Below are 23,875 nucleotides of genomic sequence, written 5' to 3' on the forward strand. Positions count from 1 at the left end.
AAAGCAGATCCCACAGGGATTCTGTGGTGTTGCTTAAATTGTATTTGCCCACCTGTGGCCAATTGAACGTTCGATGGAGTTGTTTTTTATGGGCCCATGGCTCGATAGCGTGACCGGCTGGTTGGCGGCTAATCCGCAATGGCTGGCTGCAGCAGTGTTCATCGTGGCTTTTGTGGAATGTCTGGCAATTGCCGGACTGATCGTACCCGGCACAGTGTTGCTGTTTGCTGTGGCGGTATTGGCCGGGAGCGGTGCGTTGTCACTGAGTGAAACGCTGTTGCTGGGGTTCGTTGCCGGTGTGCTGGGTGACATTGTTTCGTACTTCGTCGGCCGGCACTTCCACCAGAATATCCGTCGTTTGCCGGGGTTGCGTCATCACCCCGAGTGGATCGCCGGCGCCGAGTCCTATTTCCAACGCTATGGCATCGCCAGCCTGCTGGTCGGACGCTTCATCGGGCCGTTGCGACCGATGCTGCCGATGGTCGCCGGGATGTTCGACATGCCGTTTCCGCGCTTTGCCGCAGTCAGCGTGTTGGCCGCCGCTGGCTGGAGTGTTGCCTATTTGCTACCCGGTTGGGCCACAGGGGCGGCGATTCGCCTGCCACTGCCGGAAGGTTTCTGGCCTGAAGCCGGGATCGTCGCAGGCAGTATTGCCGTCTTGGTGGGCTTGAGCGTCACCAGCAGTCTGCGCCGCCATCGCCAGGCGACGACGCTGATTGCCGGCATGAGTTTTCTGATTCTGGTGGGACTGTTCATCGGCTACCCGCACCTGACCGCACTCGATCAAGGCGTAATGACCCTGGTGCAGGAACACCGCGGCTCGATGCTCGACGAAGTCGCCGTCGTCTTCACACTGATTGGCGAATTTCGCAACATGCTGGTATTCAGCGCGCTGCTGACCGGCCTTTTGCTGATTGCGCGGCAATGGCGCCAGGCGATTTTCGCCGGCAGCACCCTGCTCTGCACCGCGCTGGCCAACACCGCAACCAAACACTTTTTCGCCCGCCTGCGCCCGGAAGTGTTGAGTGATCCATTGACCAGTTACAGCATGCCCAGCGGTCACGCCTCCGGCTCATTCGCGCTGTTCCTGACCCTCGCCGTACTGGCGGGCCGAGGGCAACCGCCACGGATGCGCCTGACCTGGTTGCTGCTGGGCTGCTTGCCCGCGCTGGCAATTTCCCTGTCACGGGTGTATCTGGGCGCGCATTGGCCGACCGATGTACTGGCGGGTGCGATGCTGGCGGCGGCCGTGTGTGCGGCGAGCTTGTGGCTGACTCAGCGCAAGGCGCCACTCAATGCCATGCCACCCAAGGTCTGGTGGCTGGTGCTGCCAGTACTGGTGGCGTTGTTCGGGTTCTTTGTGTTGCGGCATTTGCCACATACGTTGTTGCGGTATGCCTACTGATCAGGCGAACAACTCACCCTGCAACTCATCCAGCAACGCCTGAATCGCATCCAGCCGTTGCTGCGGATCGTCGAGTTGCAGCAGGTCTATCTTGTCGACCTCGGCAAATGGCAGCAGGTACGCCAGTTGATTGGCCAGCGACTGCTGCCCGGTTGCCTCGGTCCCCATGTTCAGGGCCTCGACCATCGGGTGTTCGGCCAAGGCCTTGAGCAACGCAACCAGGTCGGCGTCCTCGTCCTGCAAGGGTTGCTCGGGTTCGTCTTCCAGCCATTCGACTTCAGCGACGGTCAACTGATCACGCTGAACCTCGGTGCGCAAAACCTGGAAACGGCGCCCGCCCTGCACCCGAATACCCAGCAAGCCGTTGTCCTGCTGTTTGAAATCGGTGATCCGCGCTTCGCACCCCACCAAGGCATACCCTGCCGGCGCGATGCCGACTTCTTCGCCGTCGAGGATGCACACCACACCGAAGCCGCCGCCCTGTTTCATGCAGCGGCCGATCATGTCCAGATAGCGCGCTTCGAAGATCTGCAAGTCGAGGATGCAGCCAGGAAACAGCACCGTGTTCAGCGGGAAAAGCGGTAAGTTCATAGACATTTCCTTACACCACCATCGACACCGCCAACGGCAGGAACACCGCCGTGGCCACACCCATCAGACTCATCGCCAGCGCCGCAAAGGCGCCGCACTCTTCACTTTCCTGCAGGGCTACCGAAGTGCCGACCGCATGGGCCGTCATTCCCAAGGCCATGCCGCGCGCTTCCGGGCTGCGCACACCGAGCCGCGTCAACAGACCAGGGCCGAAGATCGCACCGATCACGCCAGTGATCAACACGAACACCGCCGCCAGCGCCGCGACACCACCGATCTGCTCGGCCACCAGCATGGCAATCGGCGACGTTACCGACTTCGGCGCCATGGTCATCAGGATCATGTGCTCGGCACCGAACCACCACCCCAGCAACACGCCCATGCCCGTGGCCACCACGCCACCTATCACCAGCGTAGTAAATATCGGCCAGAACAACTGCCGAATCCTTCGCAGATTGAGGTACAGCGGCACGGCCAGTGCAACCGTTGCGGGTCCGAGCAGGATGCTGAGGATCTCGGTGCTCTTGCGGTACTCCGCGTAGGTCAGGCCGCAGGTCAGCAGGACACCGATCACCACCAGCATGGAGACCAGCACCGGCTGCAAAAAGATCCAGCGGGTTTTCTCAAAAGCCGCCAGCACCAGTTGATAAGCACCCAATGTAATACCGATGCCGAACAGCGGATGATGGATCACCGAGTCGAGTGCGCCGTGCCAATCAAGGGTCATTGGTCATCTCCGCGATGGGCATGGCGCTTGACCATGCGTTGCATCAGCACCCCGGCAAACGCCATGGACAGCAGCAGCGACAACACCAACGCACCGACGATGGCCCAGAAATCGGCGGCAATATCCTTGGCGTACACCATCACGCCCACGGCCGGCGGCACCAGCAGCAACGGCAAGTACCGCAGCAGGCTGCTGGCCGCCAGGCTCAGCGGTTCGCCGACTTGCCCGCGTGAAATCAGATACACCAGCAACAGCAGCAAGCCGACAATCGGCCCCGGCAGCACCGGTAAAAACAAGTGGTTGATGGCTGTGCCCAGCAATTGGAACAGCACCAGCCAGGTCAGGCCACGTAACAACATCCGGCATCTCCCGCGCTCGCCCCACCCAAAAAGGGGCCGCGCATTATAAGCACGTCAACGCTATGGATCGGCATTCGCCAAAAGCATGGTCAGTTGACCGGAGCAATCGGCCATGTTGATCTACAGTGGTTCGCAGGGAGGTCAAATCCCCCCACCCGAAAAACTATAAATCCGATGAAACACAAGGAGAGTCTCAATGCCCCAGGTTCCCGTTGCAGAGCTCAAAGATTATGTCGGCAAGGAACTCGGACGTTCCGAATGGCTCACCATCGATCAGGAGCGAATCAACCTGTTCGCAGAAGCCACAGGTGACTATCAGTTTATTCATGTCGACCCGGTCAAAGCCGCGCAAACGCCATTTGGCAGCACCATCGCACATGGATTCCTGTCGCTGTCACTGATCCCGAAGTTGATGGAAGACATCCTCGTCATGCCCGAAGGCGTGAAGATGGTGGTCAACTACGGCCTCGACAGCGTGCGTTTTATTCAACCGGTCAAGGTCAATTCGAAAGTGCGCCTCAAAGTTGATCTGACCGACGTCATCGAGAAAAAACCCGGTCAATGGCTGCTCAAGGCCACCACCACCCTTGAGATAGAAGGCTCGGACAAACCGGCCTATATCGCAGAACCCCTGTCCCTCTGTTTCGTGTAACCCTCGCGGATGCGAAGCAGCTCACGCTGTTTCGCACCCCTCTCTATATATACGACACATAGCTGCGGCATACTCGCTCGCCTAATTGCCCGGATCCCGCTATGCGCTCACTTGCACTCCTTGCCCTGACCCTTTTGCTCACTGCTTGCGGCGATGGCGAATCGCTGTTGCCCCCGGATGCCCGCCTGCCGGATGGCGGGCGCTATCGCGGTGATCTGGTCAATGGTTTGCTGCAAGGCCAGGGCCGCATCGACTATCCGAATGGCAGCTGGTACGCCGGCGAGTTCGACAAGGGGCAATGGCACGGCCAGGGCGAATGGCATGGCAGCAATGGCGAGGTCTATCGCGGGCTGTTCAATCAGGGCCTGTTCGACGGCCAGGGCTCGCTGACCACACCGGCCAGCAGCTACACCGGCGGTTTCAAACTCGGCCGGCGCGAGGGTGAAGGCACGCTCAAAGAAAACGGCATGAGCTATCGCGGCGAATTCAAGGCCGATCAATATTCAGGGCTCGGTCGTCTCGAACTCGATGACGGCAGCTCGTACCAGGGTCAGTTCGCCCACGGCAAACCCAACGGGGAAGGCCAGCGCGGCGACGCCAGCGGCAATCAATTCACCGGGCACTTTGTCAACGGTCAGCTGGAAGGCAACGGGACTTTCAACAGCGCCGACGGCGACATCTATGTCGGCGGTTTCAAGAACAATCAACTGCACGGCAAGGGCCGCTACGAAAATGCCGACGGCGATGTCTGGCTCGGTCAATTCAAGGAAGGATCCCTGAACGGCAAGGGCGAGTTGATCGGCTCCGACAGCAGCCATTACACCGGCCAGTTCAGTGATTGGCGCTTCACCGGCCAAGGTCGATTGAACCTGCCGGACGGCAGCTTCTACACCGGTCAATTTGACAGTGACAGTTACTCGGGACGCGGCACGCTGGTGCTCACCGACGGCACCGTGCAAAGCGGCACATGGCTCAATGGCCAGCGCGTACGTGACGCCGACGGCAAGCTGCTGCCTGACAGCCTGGAGCTCGGTTTGCTGGCTCAAGGCCGCTTGCTCGAGGACGCCCTGCTCAACGTGCCGGCCTCGACTCCAGCCGTCGAGTTGTACACCCTGACCTTGGGCGGCGACGGCAAGCAAAGCGTGTTCCTGCGCGAATCCGATTACGTCAGCAACATGCTCAGCAGCCGCTTCGGCGCGTTCGGGCAAATCCGCCTGGTAAATCACCGCGACCACCTCGTCGACCGCCCGATGGCTACCCGGGAAAACCTGCGCCGCGCTGCCGCTACCCTGGCCGAGCGCAGCGGCCCGGAAGACTTGATTTTCATTTACCTGACCAGCCACGGCACCAGCGAACATCAACTGGTGCTCGATCAACCGCGCATGGAGCTGGCCGACCTGCCGGCCGACGAACTCGCCGCGGTGCTTGCACCCTGAAAAATCGCGACAAGATCATTGTGATTTCGTCCTGCTATTCCGGCGGTTTCATTCCCGCCCTCAAGGACGAGCGCACCCTGATCATGACCGCGTCCCGGGCAGACCGTGTGTCCTTCGGCTGCGCCGAAGAAGCCAATTTCACCTACTTCGGCGACGCACTGTTCGCCCAGGCATTGAACCAGACCGATGACCTGGAGCAAGCCTTCAAACTGGCCAAGGCCACCGTCGCCGAGCGCGAACTGGCCGACAGCTTCGAAGCCTCCGAGCCGCAGATCTGGGCGCCGAAAACCGTCCTCTCTCACTGGCAGTTGTTACGCAAGCAGCAGGCACGAAAAGCACTACAAAGTGTCTCTATCGACAGCAAGGATACAAAGAGCAACTAAGCTGAACAGTATCAAGGGAGAAACACTATGTACTTGACGCCTCAGCATGTCTTGATTGCCGGAGCTACCGGGTTAACCGGTGAACATCTGCTGGATCGCTTGCTCAATGAGCCAACGATCTCAAGGGTTTTGGCCCCTTCACGCCGTCCACTCGCCAAACACCCGCACCTGGAAAACCCTGTCGGCGATCCGGAAGTGTTTCTTCCACAGCTGAACGGTCGCGTCGATATTGCCTACTGCTGCCTCGGCACTACGATCAAGCAGGCCGGCTCGGAACCTGCGTTTCGTGCAGTGGACCTGGACATGGTCGTGGCGTTTGCCAAGCGTGCACGGGAAATGGGCGCACGCCACCTGATCGTGATCAGCGCCTTGGGCGCCGATCGTAGATCCTCGATTTTCTACAACCGGGTCAAAGGTGAGATGGAACACGCATTGCGCGCACAGGACTGGCCGCAACTGACCATTTGCCGCCCCTCTCTGCTATTGGGCGATCGCGTCGCCCCACGCCTGGGCGAGAAAATCGCCGGCCCGCTGTCACGCCTGATCCCCGGCAAATACCACGGCATCGAAGCCTGCCAACTGGCGCGCGCGATGTGGCGGTTGGCGCTGGAAGAGCAAGATGGAGTGCGGATTGTGGAGTCGGATGAGTTGCGCAAGCTCGGTAAATAATCCGCAAATCTGTGGCGAGGGAGCTTGCTCCCTCGCCACAATAGCCTCTAACTACAACCCGCCCGTTGCCTGAAAACTCACTCCGATCACCGTCAGCACCGACAACGGCAACAGCAGCGTGTCGAGCAACGCGCTGGCCGGCAGGTCAACGCCGGGATAGCTCGGCGCGTCTGCACCAAAGCGGTCCTTGGCGCAGCATCCGCCGTTCATGGCGTACAAATCCAGACGCGTCCCCGCATACACCAGGGGCGCTCCGGGTTTGGCCGCATCAAGGGTGCGCGCGGTGGCGCAGCCCGTCAGTTGCAATGCCAGCAGAGTAATCAGCAGCTTATTCATCGCTGCTCAAATGGTGTTCGCCCCAGCGTGGCAGCATGTCTTGCGGGATGTTCAACAGATTGAGAATCCGCGCCACGACAAAATCGATCAGGTCATCAATCGTCTGCGGCTGGTGATAGAAGCCTGGCGAGGCCGGCAATATCGTCACGCCCATGTTCGACAGCTTGAGCATGTGCTCCAGATGGATGCTTGAATACGGCGCCTCACGCGGAACCAGAATCAACTGGCGACGCTCTTTCAGGGTCACATCGGCGGCACGCTCGATCAGGTTGTTGCAGGCACCGGTCGCAATGGCCGACAGCGTCCCCGTGGAGCACGGCACCACCACCATTGCCGCAGGCGCGCCGGAGCCCGAAGCCACCGGCGACATCCAGTCTTCCTTGCCATAGACCTTGATTTGCCCGGCCGCAGCACCGGTGTACTCCGTGAGGAAGGCTTGCATCATCTGCGGTTTGGCCGGCAGCGTAACGTCGGTTTCCGTGGCCATCACCAGTTGCGCTGCCTTGGAAATCAGGAAGTGCACTTCGCGGTCTTCACGAATCAGACAATCGAGCAAACGCAAACCGTACTGAGCGCCGGAAGCGCCGGTCATGGCCAGTGTGACGCGATCCGGACCACTGCTCATCGCAGGGCCTCGGCGAGTTTGCCGTGCAGGCCGCCGAAGCCGCCGTTGCTCATGATCACGACGTGAGTACCGGGCTGCGCCTGGCTTTTCACGCGCTCAATGATGCCTTCCAGCGAGTCGCTGACAATCGATGGCACGGTGCACAGCGCGGCGGTGCCGGCCAGGTCCCAACCGAGGTTGGCGGGTGCGTACCAGATCACTTGATCGGCATCGACCACGCTTTCCGGCAAACCGTCTCGGTGCGCGCCCAGCTTCATCGAGTTGGAGCGCGGCTCGATGATCGCGATCAACGGCGCGTCGCCGATGCGTTTGCGCAGGCCATCAAGGGTGGTGGCGATAGCGGTCGGATGGTGGGCGAAATCGTCGTAGATGGTGATCCCGCGCACTTCGGCGACTTTTTCCATGCGGCGCTTGACGCTTTTGAACGCGCTCAATGCAGCAATGCCCATCGATGGCACCACGCCGACGTGACGCGCCGCCGCCAACGTAGCCAATGCGTTAGCGACGTTGTGCTGGCCGGTCATGTCCCACTCGACCACACCTTGGGCGACGCCTTCGAACATCACTTCAAACTTCGAACCGTCTTCGCTGAGCAACTTGACCTGCCATTGGCCGCCCGCGCCGGTGGTTTGCACCGGGGTCCAGCAGCCCATGTCGATGACACGTTGCAACGCCGGTTCGGTGGTCGGATGGATCACCAGGCCTTCGCTTGGAATGGTCCGCACCAGATGGTGGAACTGCCGCTCGATAGCTGGCAGGTCGGGGAAGATGTCTGCATGATCGAACTCAAGGTTGTTCAGGATCGCCGTGCGCGGGCGGTAGTGAACAAACTTGGAACGCTTGTCGAAGAATGCGCTGTCATATTCGTCGGCTTCGATCACAAAGAACGGCGTACCGCCCAAACGCGCCGACACCGAGAAATTCTGCGGCACGCCGCCGATCAGGAAGCCGGGGCTCATGCCCGCGTGCTCCAGCACCCAGGCGAGCATGCTGCTGGTGGTGGTTTTGCCGTGAGTACCGGCAACGGCCAGCACCCAACGACCTTGCAGCACGTGATCGGCCAGCCACTGCGGGCCGGAAACGTAAGGAAGGCCTTTGTTCAGTACGTACTCGACGGCCGGGTTGCCGCGTGACATGGCATTGCCGATCACCACCAGATCCGGAGCCGGATCGAGCTGGGAAGGATCGTAGCCTTGGGTCAACTCAATGCCTTGAGCTTCAAGCTGTGTGCTCATCGGCGGATAGACGTTGGCATCGGAGCCGGTGACGTGATGGCCCAGTTCCTTGGCCAGAACCGCCATCGAACCCATGAAGGTGCCGCAGATACCCAGAATATGAATGTGCATAGTCGACCTCGTAAAACATGGCCGCAGGTTAGCGTAGGGAGGGAAAAATCGCACCTTGTGTTTCGGTCTCACAGACGCCATCGCGGGCAAGCCCACTCCCACAGGTCACTGAAAATCCTGTGGGAGTGGGCTTGCCCGCGATGGGGGCGACGCGATTTAGCGGGCGATGCCGTGTTTACGCAGCTTTCTATAAAGCGTATTTCGGCTGACCCCCAACTGCTCGGCGGTATGCGTCATGTGCCAACGCGTGTGTTCCAGCGCATTCAACAACGCCACCCGTTCGGCATCGTCCAGCGGATGATCCGACGATGCTTCAACAGTCATCACCGGCGCCGGCCGCGCCTGTCGAATCATCGCCGGCAAATCCTCCCACCCGATCTTCCCGTTCTCACACAGCGCCGCCAGTGTGCGCAGCACGTTACGCAATTGCCGCACATTCCCCGGCCAGTTGAAGCCCAGCAACGCCTGACGCGCTGCCGCATCGATCTGCACCGCTTCACCGCCCGTCTCTTGTTCCAGCAAGAAGTCGAGCAATTGGGATTTATCACTGCGATCCCTTAGCGCCGGTAACGCAACTTCCAGCCCATTGAGCCGGTAATACAAATCCTCACGGAAGCCGCCGTCCTGCACCCGCTCCAACAGATTACGGTGCGTAGCACTGATGATTCGTACGTTGACCGCCTCCGGCTCCCCGCCAATCGGCACCACCTGTCGATCCTCCAACACCCTCAATAGCCGGGTCTGCAGGGCCAGGGGCATGTCGCCGATTTCGTCGAGGAACAGTGTTCCGCCATCGGCCTGCTGCAACTTGCCACGCATGCCTTCCTTGCGCGCGCCGGTGAAACTGCCGCCGCGATAGCCAAACAACTCACTCTCGATCAGGCTTTCAGGAATGGCCGCGCAGTTAAGGGCGACGAAGGCTTTTTCTGAGCGCTGACTGGCCTGGTGCACGGCTTTGGCGAATGCCTCTTTGCCGGAACCGGTTTCGCCGTTGATCAGCAGCGGCACGTCGCGCTCGAACACCCTCAGTGACTTGCGAAAATCCTCTTGCAACGCCGTATCACCGAGACAGATGCCTGACAGCGGCGCACGTTCGGCAAGTACCGGGTTTTGCACAACAGGCACCGGAATGCTGCGTGGCTGCCCGCGCAAAACGGCAAACAGACTTCGCCCGTCTCGGGTGCGCAACGGCCAACTGGCACTGGCGTTGACACTCGCGCGGCCGAGCAGCTCATCCAGCGAACAGTCGAAAAACGCCTCGACCGGCTTACCCAGCAAGCCGCCGCGAATATGCCCCAGCAAGTTCAGCGCGCTCTGGTTGACTGCACTGATCCGCCCTTCTCCGTCGAACGCCAGCAGCCCTTCGCTGAACAGCCCGACGGATTCGGCCTGCAAATGAAAGCGCAACAACCATTGATTGTCGAAGTAGCGCAGGAAATAGCAGCTTTCGATCATCTTCGCCGACAGATTGACCAGGGCCATGGTGTGAAACTGGCTTTGCCGGGAGACATCGTGGCGCGCCGACGATACGTCGAGCACCGCCAGCAGTTCACCATGGGGATCGAACACCGGGCTCGCCGAACAGGTCAGGCCGGTATGGCGTCCGCGAAAATGTTCGTCCTGATGGATGGTCAGCGACTGCCGTTCCACCAGGCAGGTGCCGATGCCGTTGGTGCCTTCGCAGGCTTCACTCCAGTCGGCGCCGAGCCACAGGCCGGCGCGCTCGAAAATCTTGCGCTCGGCGGGCGCGGTGACGCAATTGAGGATCACGCCACGGGCGTCGGTCAGCAACACGGCATGGCCAGCGCCGGAAAGCTGTTGGTGGAGGCTGGTCATTTCATTGCCGGCGATGTGCAGCACTTGCTGCAAGCGTTCACGGCTTTCCAGCACTCGACCGTGTTCCAGCACCGTCGGCGCCATGGTCAAGGCCGGGTCGAGGTGATAGTCCTCAAGACAACGCAGCCAGGAACGGGCAATGGACGGATCGCTGCCGGGACCGCGCAGGTGCGATTTGCCCTGGGTAACGGTCAAGACTTGCTGGGCATGGCGACTCAAATGATTGTCGTGCATTTCTTATTATTCTCCCCGCAGGGTCTGGCTCGCCCCCGTGTAGCAGCCGCCGAAGGCTGCGTCCGGCCGCGAAGCGGTCGTAAACCGGTATCCCGTATTTCAGTGCCAAATCCAAGAGAGCGCTTCGCACTCTGACGCAGCCTTCGGCAGCTGCTACAGAGTGCGCGAGTCCGAGCATCCTCCAGCCTAGCCTGCATTGCAATGCTGGCAAGACCCGTCAGTCACAGGCTGTGCCACTAGCGGTACAAAGTGTCACGCACGCTGTACCGAAACCGTCACAGGCGCCGCCCGCCTGTCCGACAAAAACCGCGCAAGGCCTTGATTTGCCTGACATGCAAGGCGCTGGCCCGACCCTTGCTCTACGCTTAAAGCAAGCGCACATGCGCCTCTTCTTATAAATACAAAAGCCAAGGAGACAACATCATGCGTTACGCTCACCCCGGTACTGAAGGCGCTATCGTTTCGTTCAAGGCCAAATACGGTAACTACATCGGCGGCGAGTTCGTCGCGCCTGTCAAAGGTCAGTACTTCACCAACACCTCGCCAGTGAATGGCCAACCGATTGCCGAATTCCCACGTTCCACCGCCGAAGACATCGACAAGGCCCTGGACGCTGCTCATGCCGCCGCCGATGCCTGGGGCGCCACGTCCGCCCAGGCGCGCTCGCTGGTGCTGCTGAAAATCGCCGACCGCATCGAGCAAAACCTGGAACTGCTGGCAATCACCGAATCCTGGGACAACGGCAAAGCCGTACGGGAAACCCTGAACGCCGACATCCCGCTGGCCGCCGACCACTTCCGCTACTTCGCCGGTTGCATCCGCGCTCAGGAAGGCAGCGCCGCCGAGATCGACGGCAACACCGTGGCCTATCACATCCATGAACCGCTGGGCGTGGTCGGGCAGATCATCCCGTGGAACTTCCCGATCCTGATGGCCGCCTGGAAACTCGCCCCGGCCCTGGCCGCCGGTAACTGCGTAGTGCTCAAGCCTGCCGAGCAGACTCCGCTGGGCATTACCGTGCTGGTCGAGCTGATCGGCGACCTGCTGCCACCCGGCGTATTGAACATCGTGCAAGGCTTCGGCAAAGAGGCCGGCGAAGCGCTGGCCACCAGCAAGCGCATTGCCAAGATTGCCTTCACCGGCTCAACCCCGGTCGGCTCGCACATCATGAAATGCGCCGCCGAAAACATCATTCCGTCCACTGTGGAGCTGGGTGGCAAATCGCCGAACATCTTCTTCGAAGACATCATGCAGGCCGAACCGTCCTTCATCGAAAAAGCCGCTGAGGGCCTGGTGCTCGCCTTCTTCAACCAGGGCGAAGTCTGCACCTGCCCGTCCCGCGCCCTGGTGCAAGAGTCGATCTACGACGACTTCATGAAAGTCGTGATGAAGAAAGTGCTGTCGATCAAACGTGGCGACCCGCTGGACACCGACACCATGGTCGGCGCTCAGGCGTCCGAGCAGCAATTCGACAAAATCCTTTCGTATCTGGAAATCGCCAAGGGCGAAGGCGCCGAGCTGCTGACCGGCGGCAAGATAGAAAAACTCGAGGGCAGCCTGGCGACCGGGTATTACATCCAGCCGACCCTGCTCAAGGGCACCAACAAAATGCGCGTGTTCCAGGAAGAAATCTTTGGCCCGGTGGTGAGCATCACCACCTTCAAGGACGAAGCCGAAGCCCTGGCCATCGCCAACGACACCGAGTTCGGCCTGGGTGCCGGCCTCTGGACCCGCGACATCAACCGCGCCTACCGCATGGGCCGCGCCATCAAGGCCGGTCGTGTGTGGACCAACTGCTACCACCTGTACCCGGCGCATGCCGCGTTCGGTGGCTACAAAAAGTCCGGCGTCGGCCGTGAAACCCACAAGATGATGCTTGATCACTATCAGCAGACCAAAAACCTGCTGGTGAGCTACGACATCAATCCGCTGGGCTTCTTCTAAAAATCGAGGGCGACACAGGTATCTCTGTGTCGCCCTTCAAGCAGCCATCGCGAGCAAGCTCGCTCCCACAGTGGATTTGCAACCCACCAGAGATCCTGTGGGAGCGAGCTTGCTCGCGATGGCGTCTTAAATGACACAAAACAAAAGGCTGGCCGCTCTGGCACGGGCTTTGCGTACCCGCTATTCAGGCTTCCACCCCCCAAACGTCGTACCGCAAGTCCAAAAGATCAAACAATAAAAAAGACAGCGAGGACTTATGACTTCTTCTACACAGCTCAAACCCACACTCGGCACCCTGCATCTATGGGGCATTGCCGTCGGCCTGGTGATTTCCGGCGAATACTTCGGCTGGAGTTACGGCTGGGGCACCGCAGGCACACTGGGATTTCTCGTCACCGCCCTGATGGTGGCGACGATGTACACCTGCTTTATCTTCAGTTTCACCGAACTGACGACCGCAATTCCCCACGCTGGCGGGCCCTTTGCCTACAGCCGGCGGGCGTTTGGTGAGAAAGGCGGATTGATCGCCGGCATCGCCACCCTGATTGAATTCGTCTTTGCGCCACCGGCCATTGCCATGGCCATCGGCGCCTACCTCAACGTGCAATACCCGGAACTTGATCCGAAAATCGCGGCAGTTGGTGCGTATTTCGTGTTCATGGGCCTGAACATCCTCGGGGTCAGCATCGCTGCGACCTTCGAACTGGTGGTCACCGTGCTGGCGGTCGCCGAACTGCTGGTGTTCATGGGCGTGGTGGCGCCGGGTTTCAGCTTCAGCAACTTTGTGCTCAATGGCTGGTCAGGGTCCAACGAGTTCACGATCGCGTCCATTCCCGGCATCTTCGCCGCCATTCCCTTCGCGATCTGGTTTTTCCTCGCAATTGAAGGTGCGGCAATGGCAGCCGAAGAGGCCAAGGACCCGAAACGCACGATTCCCAAGGCTTACGTCAGCGGCATTCTGACCCTGGTGTTCCTGGCCATCGGCGTGATGGTCATGGCCGGCGGCGTCGGCGACTGGCGCCAACTGTCGAACATCAACGACCCGCTGCCGCAGGCGATGAAAGCCGTGGTCGGCAACAACTCCACGTGGATGCACATGCTGGTCTGGATTGGCCTGTTCGGCCTGGTGGCGAGCTTCCACGGGATCATCCTCGGTTACTCCCGTCAGTTCTTCGCCCTGGCGCGTGCCGGTTATCTGCCAAGCAGCCTGGCCAAACTCTCGCGTTTCCAGACCCCGCACCGGGCCATTTTGGCCGGCGGCGTGATCGGTATTGCGGCGATTTACAGCGATGGCCTGGTCAACCTGCAAGGCATGACCCTGACGGCGGCGATGATCACCATGTCGGTATTCGGTGCCATTGTGATGTACATCATCAGTATGCTGAGCCTGTTCAAACTGCGTAAAACCGAACCGAACCTGGAACGCACCTTCCGCGCGCCGGGCTATCCGATCGTGCCGGGGATTGCGCTGTTTCTGGCGGTGGTGTGCCTGGTAGCGATGGCCTGGTTCAACACGCTGATCGGGTGTGTGTTTCTCGGCTTCATGGCGGCCGGCTACCTGTATTTCCAATTGACCGCCAGGCAACGCGCCGATGCGCCAGCCGACGCGATGCTCGAAGGTATTTGAGATGCACCGGCGCCGGGCCAATCCCCCGGCGCCTGCCCTATTTGGGGTCGACAACCCTGCCCTGCAGGAGCAAGGCTTGCCCGCGATGGCATCACTGCGATCGGACAGCTACACCGCGGTGATGCCATCGCGGGCAAGCCTTGCTCCTACAGGTCATCATTTCAGAATCAGGAGGACACTGTCCCATGGCCGCATTTGCCCACTCCATCGGCGCTCTGACCTATCGCTTCGAGAGCCTCAAGGACGTCATGGCCAAGGCCAGTCCGGCGCGCTCCGGTGACTTCCTGGCGGGCGTCGCTGCGCTCAATGATGGCGAGCGGGTCGCTGCGCAGATGGCCCTGGCTGACATCCCGCTGACGCATTTCCTGCAGGAAGTACTGATTCCCTACGAGGCCGATGAAGTCACCCGACTGATCATCGACACTCACGACACACACGCCTTCGCCGTGGTCAGCCACCTCACTGTCGGCGGTTTTCGCGACTGGCTGCTCAGCGACGCTGCCGATGAACTGAGCCTGCGTGCACTCGCCCCCGGCCTGACGCCGGAAATGGTGGCCGCCGTGTCGAAAATCATGCGCGTCCAGGACCTGGTCCTGGTGGCACAGAAGATCCGCGTGGTCACGAAGTTTCGCGGCACCCTGGGTTTGCGTGGCCGGTTATCCACCCGCTTGCAACCCAACCACCCCACCGACGAGCCCGCCGGTATTGCCGCGAGCATTCTCGACGGCCTGCTGTATGGTAACGGCGACGCGATGATCGGCATCAACCCGGCCACCGACAGCATCGCCTCTATCTGCGCCATGCTGGAAATGCTCGACGCGATCATCCAGCGCTACGAAATCCCGACTCAGGCCTGCGTGCTGACCCATGTCACCACATCGATCGAGGCGATCAATCGCGGTGTTCCGCTGGACCTGGTGTTCCAGTCGATCGCCGGCACCGAAGCGGCCAACGCCAGTTTTGGCATCAACCTGAACGTCTTGCGCGAAGGCTATGACGCCGGCTTGAGCCTCAATCGCGGAACACTGGGCCAAAACCTGATGTATTTCGAAACTGGCCAGGGCAGCGCGCTGTCAGCCAACGCCCACCACGGTATCGACCAGCAAACCTGTGAAACCCGCGCCTACGCGGTGGCACGACACTTCAAGCCATTCCTGGTGAACACGGTTGTAGGATTTATTGGCCCGGAATACCTCTACAACGGCAAACAGATCATTCGTGCCGGCCTCGAAGACCACTTCTGCGGCAAGCTGTTGGGCGTGCCGATGGGTTGCGATATCTGTTACACCAACCACGCCGAGGCCGACCAGGACGACATGGACACCCTGCTGACCCTGCTGGGTGTGGCCGGGATCAACTTCATCATGGGCATCCCCGGCTCCGACGACATCATGCTCAACTACCAGACCACCTCGTTCCACGATGCCCTCTACGCCCGCCAGACGCTGGGACTGAAACCAGCACCGGAATTCGAACTGTGGCTGGCAAAAATGGGCATTTTTACCCAGGCCGACGGCAAGATTCACTTCGGCGACAGCCTGCCACCGGCCTTCCGCCAAGCGATGGCGCAACTGGGATGAGTGCTTTTATGGATAAGCCAACTGTTGATCCACAAAACCCGCTGCTGGGGTTGCGCCGCCTGACACCGGCGCGCATTGCCTTGGGCCGCACTGGCACGAGCATGCCGACCAGCGCTCAACTGGATTTCCAGTACGCCCATGCGCAGGCGCGGGACGCGGTGCATTTGCCATTCGACCACGCAGAGCTCAGCAAGCAATTGGCTGAGATCGGACGCGCCAGTGTGTTGCTGCACAGCGCCGCCGCAGACCGAAACAGCTATTTGCAACGCCCTGATTTGGGCCGAAAACTGAGTGATCCGTCGGCGCAGACACTACGCAATTATGCGGCGGCCAATCCCGGCGGCGTCGATCTGGTGATTGTGGTGGCCGATGGGCTGTCGGCACTGGCCGTTCATCGCCATACCCTGCCGTTTCTGAAGCGCCTGGAGGAACAGGTGCTGGCCGAAGGCTGGTCCGTATCGCCGGTGATGCTGGTGGAACAGGGCCGCGTCGCGGTGGCCGACGAAATCGGTGAGCTGATGGGGGCGAAAATGACGGTGATCCTGATCGGCGAACGCCCTGGACTCAGCTCGCCAGACAGCCTGGGGTTATATTTCACCTACAATCCAAAGGTCGGGCTGACGGATGCTTTTCGCAATTGCATCTCCAACGTCCGGCTCGAAGGGCTGAGTTATGGCATGGCCGCTCACCGCTTGGTGTATTTGATGCGCGAGGCCTGTTGCAGACAGTTGTCGGGGGTCAATCTAAAGGATGAAGCGCAACTCCAGACCTTGGATTCGGACACCAGCGCGGACCTGAAACGAAACTTCCTGTTGGGCCAGCCTGAAGCCTGAACCGTTTCCGCATTGCGTTTGCGCGCCGGTTTCAGGCAGGATCGACGAACGGCCGCCACGGGTTTCCCATCGCCGTCATCAACGTAAGACAGCCATTTGAAGACGAGACCTACCATGCGGATTATTCAAGCGACCCTCGAGCACCTGGACCTTCTGGCCCCACTGTTCGTGAAGTATCGTGAGTTTTATGGATCCCTGCCTTACCCGGACTCGTCGCGTGCCTTTCTCGAAAAGCGCCTGCGTCGCAAGGAATCGGTGATTTATCTCGCGCTGTCTGATGACGACAGCAACAAACTGATGGGTTTCTGCCAGCTGTATCCGAGTTTCTCGTCCCTTTCGCTTAAACGCGTGTGGATCCTCAACGACATCTATGTCGCCGAAGATGCCCGCCGCCAGTTGGTGGCCGATAACCTGATCCGCACCGCGAAGAAGATGGCCAAGGAAACCAATGCCGTACGCATGCGTGTTTCCACCAGCAGCCACAACGAAGTCGCGCGCAAAACCTATGAATCCATCGGATTCAAGGAAGACACCGAGTTCAAGAACTACGTGCTGCCGATCAGCGACGAACTCTGACCGCACCGATCGACTGTGGGAGCCCTCCCTGGCTCCCACAAAAATCCGCATCAACCATCCATCCCCCCGCGACATCCCTCGCTACAAACTGAACGCTCTTTTCACTTTTCAGTCCGTATAATCGCGACCTTTCCGGCTTGTAAGAAAAACTACATCTACCAGTAGTCTAAATACCAAGTCATCCGCACAGGCCTGCAGAGCCGGGCCATCACCACAGGTGCTTTATATGGATTTCAACCCGATCGACATCGTGCTGCATCTCGACGTTTACCTCGACATGCTGGTGACCAACTACGGGGCCTGGATCTACGCCATTCTCTTTTTGGTGATTTTCTGTGAAACCGGTCTGGTGGTGATGCCGTTCTTGCCAGGCGACTCTCTGCTATTTATCGCGGGTGCTGTTGCAGCCGGTGGCGGCATGGACCCTGTATTGCTGGGAGGCCTGTTGATGCTGGCGGCGATTCTCGGTGACAGCACCAACTACCTCATCGGTCGAACGGCAGGCGAAAAACTGTTCAGTAACCCGAACTCGAAAATTTTCCGCCGCGATTACCTGCAACAAACCCACGATTTCTATGACAAGCACGGCGGCAAAACCGTAACGATGGCGCGCTTCCTGCCGATCATCCGCACGTTTGCACCGTTCGTCGCCGGTGTCGGGAAAATGCCTTACCCGCGTTTCTTTTTCTTCAGCGTCTTCGGCACGATCCTGTGGGTCGGCGGCCTGGTGACCCTCGGTTACTTCTTCGGCAACGTACCGTTCATCAAGAAAAACCTGTCGCTGCTGGTGGTGGGCATCATCCTGCTGTCGCTGGTTCCAATGATCATCGGCATGGTCCGCAGCCGCCTCGCCAACGCCGCGTCCAAAGCCCAATCGCGCTGAACTGCGATGTGGTCGCTTAGCGCCTGGCGCCGCCAGCGCACCTTGGCCAAGCACCCGATTGCCGACGACATGTGGCAGCGGGTGCGCCAGCACCTGAGCTTTCTCGATGGCATCAGCCCCGTTGAAGACCAATGGCTGCGCGAAGCCTGCGTGCTGTTCCTCGAAGACAAACACCTGACCGCCCTGCCCGGCGTCGAACTGCACCAGGAGCAACGCCTGTTGCTGGCAGCGCAGGCGCAATTGCCGCTGCTGAATCTGGGCGACTTGAACTGGTATCAGGGTTTTCACGAAATCATCCTCTACCCCGATGACTTCCTCAGCCCCCAGCGCCATCGCGATGCCAGCGGCGTGGAGCATGAGTGGGACGGCGAACACAGTGGCGAGGCGTGGCAGCAAGGGCCGATCATTCTCGCCTGGCCTGGCGTAATGGCCAGTGGTGGCTGGGAAGGCTACAACCTGGTGATCCACGAACTGGCGCACAAACTCGACATGCTCAACGGCGTCGCCAACGGCCTGCCGCCGCTGCACCCCGACATGCGGGTCAGCGAATGGGCCAAGGTGATGCAAGAGGCCTACAATGACCTCGACCGGCAACTGGAGCGCAACCCGGATGCCGAAACCGCCATCGACCCGTACGCGGCAGAAAACCCCGCCGAGTTTTTTGCCGTCACCAGTGAATACTTCTTCAGCGCCCCGGATTTGCTGCACGAGACTTATCCACAGGTGTATGAACAACTGAAGCTTTTCTACCGGCAGGATCCGCTGAGCCGGTTACGGCAACTTCTGGCTGAAGATCCGGTCTACCGGGACCACGACTAAGGTCTACACGACCTCTGGTACATAGCGTCATCGGCGGAATATGCCTATAATCGCCGCCACTTTTTGGTCAATCCGGCCAAGTATTTCTGGTCAACTAACGGGGGCAACGCCCAATGAGCTACAGCAAGATTCCGGCTGGCAAAGACCTGCCGAACGACATCTATGTCGCGATCGAGATTCCGGCCAACCACGCGCCGATCAAATACGAAATCGACAAAGACAGCGATTGCCTGTTCGTTGACCGTTTCATGGCCACCCCAATGTTCTACCCGGCCAACTACGGTTACATCCCGAACACCCTGGCTGACGACGGCGATCCCCTCGACGTGCTGGTCGTGACCCCTTACCCGGTTGCTCCAGGTTCGGTAATCCGCGCCCGTCCGGTTGGCATCCTGAACATGACCGACGACGGCGGCGGCGATGCCAAAGTCATCGCAGTTCCGCACGACAAGCTGTCCCAGCTGTACGTCGATGTGAAGGAATACACCGATCTGCCGCCGCTGCTGATCCAGCAGATCGAGCACTTCTTCGCGAACTACAAAGATCTCGAAAAAGGCAAGTGGGTGAAGATCGAAGGCTGGGCTGGCGCAGACGCCGCTCGTGACGCGATCACCAAGTCGGTTGCAGCCTACAAAGGCTAAGACGCCTTTGGCCTTGCGCCACTGACGACTAGAAAAAACCCCGGTTGATCCGGGGTTTTTTGTGCGCGCTCACAAAGTGGTTTTTAAACAGGACGTTTATCTCGCGCTCGTCACGGTTTTTTCTTGTTTAATTTGTTCAAAATACGTCTTACATCCGGTCGTAAATTTCCCTCGAAATTTGAACGGTTCGTTTATTCAAACGCCCACCCTGCGCCCGTAGACTCGTGTTTATGAAAAAGAACACTAGCGGCCCACGGTTTAAAGCGCTCCTCGAAAAAGCGAACATAACGACGACAGGATTTGCCGCTTTCTTCGACACGGAAGCGCAAAACATCCACAACTGGTACACCCGCGGCGTGCCCGCCTACCGCATGGAAGAGGTGTCCAGACTGCTGTCGGTCAACAGCGACTGGCTCAAGACCGGTGAGGGTCCACAAGACTCCAAACACCTGCGCCTGCTCGACGAGTCAGGCAACACCTTCGACGCCCAGGCGATTCGTGGTATCTACACGGTCATCGAGCCGAGCGACGTCGAACTGCCCCTCTACAAAGAATCACCCATCGCCCCGGGGTCTCACAAAACCCACATCGTGGAAGACACCGGCCAATTTATCCGCCTGCCCAAAAGCCACCTCGACTCCCTGGAAATCAACCATGCTGACGCGATCGGCATTCACATGCTCGGTAATAGCATGGGCGCGAGGATTGAGGACGGCTCCACCCTCGCCATCGACCGTGGGTTGACCAAGGTGATTGATGGGGAAATTTACGCCCTCGACCATGACGGGATGCTGCGCATCAAATACCTGCACCGCATGCCCGGGAATGCGCTGCGATTGCGCAGCTACAACAAAACCGAGCACCCGGATGAGATTTTCAGCGCGGAGCAGATTGATAAGCAGAACATCAGGGTGCTGGGGTGGGTGTTTTGGTGGTCGACACTTAACAAACGTAGGCCGTCGGTGCCGTTCCTTTGAGCACTCACCCCTGTAGCAGCTGGCGAAGCCTGCGTTCGACTGCGCAGCAGTCGTACAACCATTCACCCCGATGTTTCAGTACACCGCGGGTATCGGATTGACGACTGCTTCGCAGCCGAACGCAGGCTTCGCCAGCTGCTACACATCACCGCAATCGCTCTACCCCGCACACCACACTGGGAATTCCCTCAAAAAATCAGTATGCTGCGCCCCACATTTGCGCATCAACCCGCCCCGCGGCTCTGATCGCACCGACACGGCAGATGATTTTCTCGCCAGAGTCCCACAGCCGGACGCAAGATCCGGGTGTACGTTTTGAAGGCTGGCGCGGTTTACCAAAAATGATCCAAGCCAGTCCCCGAGAAGCCGGCCACAAGCCGGCTTTTTTAATGTCTTTTTGAAAGCCATCCTCATCTACAGAAAACCGCGATAGCCTTGCTAGATCAAGGGTTTCAGCCTATTTTTGTTCCTGTGACTTCCTTTTTCATCCATCGTCTTCCACAGCCAAGTGGGGGATCAAGTGGGGGACCAGAGGACAGAAAAGATGGGTAAGCTGACCGCAAAGTATGTCGAAAATGTGACCGAACCAGGCACCTACGAAGACGGCGAGGGACTGCGCCTTATCGTCAAAACTACGGGGCGAAAAAACTGGGTGCTGCGGTTTCAGTTACACGGCAAACGACGAGAAATGGGATTGGGTGGCTACCCCCAGCTCGATCTAAAAAAGGCCCGCGCGGCCGCCTATGAAAACAAAGTCCAGATCCTCAAGGGCACTGACCCCCTCGCAAAACGACAGGCTGAACAAGCCGCTCAACGGGAAGCTGAACGTCGAGAACTGGCGCAGCTAATTATCTTTGAGAAATTGGCCACCGACTATCGAGATGCCCACGGTTCGAGCTGGTCGGAGAAATGGCGCAAAGGCTGGCTGAGGAAACTCGAACTCTATGCTTTCCCTACGATAGGGAAGTTGTCAGCCGACCAGGTCGAGACCAAACACCTGATCAAAGCACTGCAACCACTATGGGCAACCAAAACGCGGACAGCTGACGAAGTACGTGGGCAAATCGAACAAATCCTGGATGCCGCCAGTGCCCAAGGTCTCAGGACTGGAGAGAATCCGGCACGCTGGCGCGGCCATCTGGAAAACCTGCTCAGCCGGCATGAGAAGAAGAAAGCTCGCAAACGCCAGCATCATCCTGCGCTGAAATGGCAGGACCTGCCGAAGCTCATGGAAGCCTTGCGCAAAGACCCCAGCCACGCGTCTGTCGCGGCTCGGTTACTGATCCTAACCGGCGCTCGCTCGCATATGGTCCGATTCGCACGCTGGGATGAGTTTGACTTGGAGTCGGGTCGATGGTCTCTGCCTGATGAGCGCATGAAAACCCGGCAAGCGTTCGCGATCCCCCTGGCTCCAGAAGTGGTTTCACTTTTGAAGGGCCTTCCGAAAATCAACACCAGAAGTCCCTACGTTTTCCCCGGCCACGGCCAAAGCGGCGTGATGCACGCTAATGGCATTCGAAATCTGCTACATACACTGGGTTATGAGCACATCACTCGTCACGGTTTCCGCTCCACCTTCCGGGACTGGGCAGGTGAAAAGACGCCTTTCCCAAGAGAGATCTGCGAGCTCGCGCTGGCCCATGACGAGCGCGGGGAAACGGAAAGCGCGTACTCTCGATCAGACTTTTTTGATAAGCGACGGGAGCTGATGAACGCATGGGCCATATACGCTACATCCACACCTGAAGTCGCGGATGAGGCTCAACGCGAATCCTCGGGGGAATGATGAGGCGGCGACCTCTGAATGCGTCGAACCTTGAGGCCCACGTATCAAGGCGACATTTCCGCAACTTCGGCGCAACCAACATTGGTGTAGGGCCACGAGTTCTCTGGTTACCGACTTTAAAGCCCGGGTCCCGTCAAGCAGGGATGCGTAGCCTCCCTACTTGACGGGACCTCACTTAAAAAATCTAAAGCTCACGCAAACTGTCTGTGGAAAACCACTGATTTCCACCGGTGGATAATTTCATCCACAGCCGCAGAATCTCCATAAATTCGAGCCTTGACCCGAATTATCCACAGGCGTAGAAAAGATCGGGCAAGGGCTGTCGTTGACAGCAACCCAGGTAGCCAGAACCTTTAAGGCTACGCCACACCGTGGTGGTTCTCCCAAAGTGCGATTAGCGTCCGGCGGCTTGCACGGTCACAGCGATGTGATGGATGCCTACTTTTACCAGTGTGCCCACTGCGGCAACTCCTCCCCTTTCATAGCTGCCCTGCAGCAACCTATCCGCTTGGCCATTTCATTGCGCCAGCCTGCGCCCGTCTCTTTCTCCCGGAAAGAGACGGGCGCTCCTACCACTGCTGCAGCCCAACTCGTACAAGGCTTTGCGGCATTCCCCCTCGTGACAATCGGCGTGACAAACACCGAAGTCACCAGCAACAGCGATGCAGATGATGGTGCCGCAGCCCACGGAATGGACTGCACCTGACTGACAGTCAGGCACGCCCGGTCATCGCTTCACTGCCTTCACCTGACTCAGGATCTCGCGGCTTTGGTCTCGTCAGCCAGCGCAGCCTCCACCCGCCCACTTCCGCGGAAGTGCTCAGGAGGCCAGATCATGAGATGCCCAAGCTCCCGGTCGTAAAGAGCCGCCAGTCCCGCGTTAGTGGACAACCCTCACAGGTCGCAGGGGCCTTGATCCCTGATAACACTCAACATTCGTGGCGGGATGACGTGGGGAAGGTTTCAAAGGTTTTGGCTTCGAGAGGAGATTGATCATGGCATTGGTAGGCAGACGGGATGGGCGGAATTTTGGCTATGGCCGGTAATTGAGCTATGGCAGGCCGCAGGCGTTGCGCGATCTGTTTGACGGCGGCATTACGGCACGGTCAAAGCACACAGTGATCGCAGGCAAGCTTTTGTGTGCCGGTATAGGTTGGGCGATGAGCCAGGCTTCAACAATGCGCAACAGATAAACCGGCAATCCATATGCGTAACCTCAACAGCTGCCACGAACTACGCGCGGCTTATGCGCACCAACGCTATGAGCGGATCACTCGCTAGTTGGCTCCAATACCAGGACAGGTATAGCAACCTTGGTCCCGGATTTGTTCGATCAGCGCGCTTACGAATCAGCTATGAGCGAGGGCACGTTCGACCGAACGTTGATCACTACCTGCCTAAGAAAAAATCGGGAACTCAATCTCTTAGACGAGAGCAACATGCCTGAAATATCTATCCAATGACCAGATCCGCCACTGTGGCGCTGACCTCGTGTCACATTAGGACGTTCATCGTGTGTCTAGATGAGCTCCATAACGCCCAGCGGCAGGCGCTAGACCTACTGATGGCTTTAAGCTATTGTTGGATCCGATAGCAAAAAAGTCGAGCAC

20 protein-coding genes and 2 pseudogenes are annotated in these 23,875 nt (G+C 59.1%); 15 read left to right on the plus strand and 7 right to left on the minus strand.

The annotated features are described in order from the left end of the window. Positions 1–88 precede the first annotated feature (88 nt). Positions 89–1,405: a bifunctional DedA family/phosphatase PAP2 family protein gene (locus AB4N76_RS10345; protein WP_460164438.1), complete on the plus strand. Its 1,317-nt coding sequence runs from the start codon at positions 89–91 to the stop codon at positions 1,403–1,405. Here the strand turns inward: AB4N76_RS10345 and AB4N76_RS10350 are convergent, their stop codons facing one another. The 3 genes from AB4N76_RS10350 to AB4N76_RS10360 are packed head-to-tail and all read right to left on the minus strand — an operon-like array spanning position 1,406 to position 3,082. After that, positions 1,406–1,996 (minus strand): LON peptidase substrate-binding domain-containing protein, encoded by a 591-nt coding sequence (locus tag AB4N76_RS10350; RefSeq protein WP_046028730.1) that lies wholly within the window; start codon positions 1,994–1,996, stop codon positions 1,406–1,408. A gap of 10 nt (positions 1,997–2,006) precedes the next feature. Then, positions 2,007–2,723: an LrgB family protein gene (locus tag AB4N76_RS10355; protein ID WP_046028731.1), complete on the minus strand. Its 717-nt coding sequence runs from the start codon at positions 2,721–2,723 to the stop codon at positions 2,007–2,009. Next, entirely contained in the window at positions 2,720–3,082 is a 363-nt protein-coding gene (locus AB4N76_RS10360; protein ID WP_046028732.1) for a CidA/LrgA family protein, read from the minus strand. Before AB4N76_RS10360 ends, AB4N76_RS10355 begins: the two co-directional genes overlap by 4 nt. Positions 3,083–3,278: 196 nt before the next feature. Here AB4N76_RS10360 and AB4N76_RS10365 point away from each other — a divergent pair, with 196 nt between their 5' ends. The 3 genes and pseudogenes from AB4N76_RS10365 (at position 3,279) to AB4N76_RS10375 (ending at position 6,222) form a co-directional block, all read left to right on the plus strand. After that, positions 3,279–3,734 carry a MaoC family dehydratase gene (locus tag AB4N76_RS10365; RefSeq protein ID WP_046028734.1) on the plus strand — a complete coding sequence of 152 codons (456 nt, stop codon included), beginning with the start codon at positions 3,279–3,281 and terminating at the stop codon, positions 3,732–3,734. A gap of 101 nt (positions 3,735–3,835) precedes the next feature. Then, positions 3,836–5,553 (plus strand): annotated as a pseudogene (locus tag AB4N76_RS10370) (C13 family peptidase). Between the two features lie 27 nt (positions 5,554–5,580). After that, entirely contained in the window at positions 5,581–6,222 is a 642-nt protein-coding gene (locus AB4N76_RS10375) for an oxidoreductase (protein WP_046028737.1), read from the plus strand. A gap of 51 nt (positions 6,223–6,273) precedes the next feature. Here the strand turns inward: AB4N76_RS10375 and AB4N76_RS10380 are convergent, their stop codons facing one another. From AB4N76_RS10380 to AB4N76_RS10395, 4 genes are all read right to left on the minus strand, one after another. Beyond that, the gene (locus AB4N76_RS10380; protein ID WP_046028738.1) at positions 6,274–6,558 is read right to left on the minus strand and encodes a YceK/YidQ family lipoprotein; all 285 of its coding nucleotides are present in this window, start codon (positions 6,556–6,558) and stop codon (positions 6,274–6,276) included. Then, the gene (ubiX, locus tag AB4N76_RS10385; protein WP_046028741.1) at positions 6,551–7,183 is read right to left on the minus strand and encodes a flavin prenyltransferase UbiX; all 633 of its coding nucleotides are present in this window, start codon (positions 7,181–7,183) and stop codon (positions 6,551–6,553) included. The genes AB4N76_RS10380 and ubiX overlap by 8 nt, the downstream gene beginning before the upstream one ends. Beyond that, on the minus strand, positions 7,180–8,529 hold the full coding sequence (mpl, locus tag AB4N76_RS10390; protein WP_046028742.1) for a UDP-N-acetylmuramate:L-alanyl-gamma-D-glutamyl-meso-diaminopimelate ligase: 1,350 nt from the start codon (positions 8,527–8,529) through the stop codon (positions 7,180–7,182). Before mpl ends, ubiX begins: the two co-directional genes overlap by 4 nt. 156 nt (positions 8,530–8,685) lie before the next feature. After that, complete coding sequence (locus AB4N76_RS10395) at positions 8,686–10,599, minus strand: sigma-54-dependent Fis family transcriptional regulator (RefSeq protein ID WP_460164439.1); 1,914 nt, start codon at positions 10,597–10,599, stop codon at positions 8,686–8,688. Positions 10,600–11,022: 423 nt separating this feature from the next. Here AB4N76_RS10395 and exaC point away from each other — a divergent pair, with 423 nt between their 5' ends. The 11 genes and pseudogenes from exaC to AB4N76_RS10450 all read left to right on the plus strand — a co-directional run. Further along, complete coding sequence (gene exaC / locus AB4N76_RS10400) at positions 11,023–12,543, plus strand: acetaldehyde dehydrogenase ExaC (RefSeq protein WP_046028746.1); 1,521 nt, start codon at positions 11,023–11,025, stop codon at positions 12,541–12,543. Between the two features lie 256 nt (positions 12,544–12,799). Continuing rightward, a complete protein-coding gene (gene eat, locus AB4N76_RS10405; RefSeq protein ID WP_109786355.1) occupies positions 12,800–14,170 on the plus strand; it encodes an ethanolamine permease in 1,371 nt (456 codons plus the stop codon). A 185-nt stretch (positions 14,171–14,355) separates the two neighbouring features. Then, positions 14,356–15,750: an ethanolamine ammonia-lyase subunit EutB gene (locus AB4N76_RS10410; RefSeq protein ID WP_046028748.1), complete on the plus strand. Its 1,395-nt coding sequence runs from the start codon at positions 14,356–14,358 to the stop codon at positions 15,748–15,750. 8 nt (positions 15,751–15,758) lie between these two features. Next, positions 15,759–16,583 (plus strand): ethanolamine ammonia-lyase subunit EutC, encoded by an 825-nt coding sequence (eutC, locus tag AB4N76_RS10415; RefSeq protein WP_460164440.1) that lies wholly within the window; start codon positions 15,759–15,761, stop codon positions 16,581–16,583. Positions 16,584–16,697: 114 nt separating this feature from the next. Continuing rightward, complete coding sequence (locus tag AB4N76_RS10420; protein ID WP_046028751.1) at positions 16,698–17,159, plus strand: GNAT family N-acetyltransferase; 462 nt, start codon at positions 16,698–16,700, stop codon at positions 17,157–17,159. A gap of 226 nt (positions 17,160–17,385) precedes the next feature. Further along, the gene (locus tag AB4N76_RS10425; protein WP_046028753.1) at positions 17,386–18,042 is read left to right on the plus strand and encodes a DedA family protein; all 657 of its coding nucleotides are present in this window, start codon (positions 17,386–17,388) and stop codon (positions 18,040–18,042) included. 6 nt (positions 18,043–18,048) lie between these two features. Then, entirely contained in the window at positions 18,049–18,861 is an 813-nt protein-coding gene (locus tag AB4N76_RS10430; protein ID WP_046028754.1) for a M90 family metallopeptidase, read from the plus strand. Between the two features lie 113 nt (positions 18,862–18,974). Next, positions 18,975–19,502 (plus strand): inorganic diphosphatase, encoded by a 528-nt coding sequence (gene ppa / locus AB4N76_RS10435; protein WP_008052339.1) that lies wholly within the window; start codon positions 18,975–18,977, stop codon positions 19,500–19,502. 230 nt (positions 19,503–19,732) lie between these two features. After that, complete coding sequence (locus AB4N76_RS10440) at positions 19,733–20,479, plus strand: S24 family peptidase (RefSeq protein WP_460164606.1); 747 nt, start codon at positions 19,733–19,735, stop codon at positions 20,477–20,479. 544 nt (positions 20,480–21,023) lie between these two features. Then, positions 21,024–22,265: a tyrosine-type recombinase/integrase gene (locus AB4N76_RS10445; RefSeq protein ID WP_460164441.1), complete on the plus strand. Its 1,242-nt coding sequence runs from the start codon at positions 21,024–21,026 to the stop codon at positions 22,263–22,265. 1,046 nt (positions 22,266–23,311) lie between these two features. Next, positions 23,312–23,472, plus strand: a pseudogene (locus tag AB4N76_RS10450) (integrase domain-containing protein); the annotation flags it as partial. Positions 23,473–23,875: the final 403 nt, after the last annotated feature.

The sequence above is a fragment of the Pseudomonas sp. S2_F03 genome (assembly GCF_054668335.1).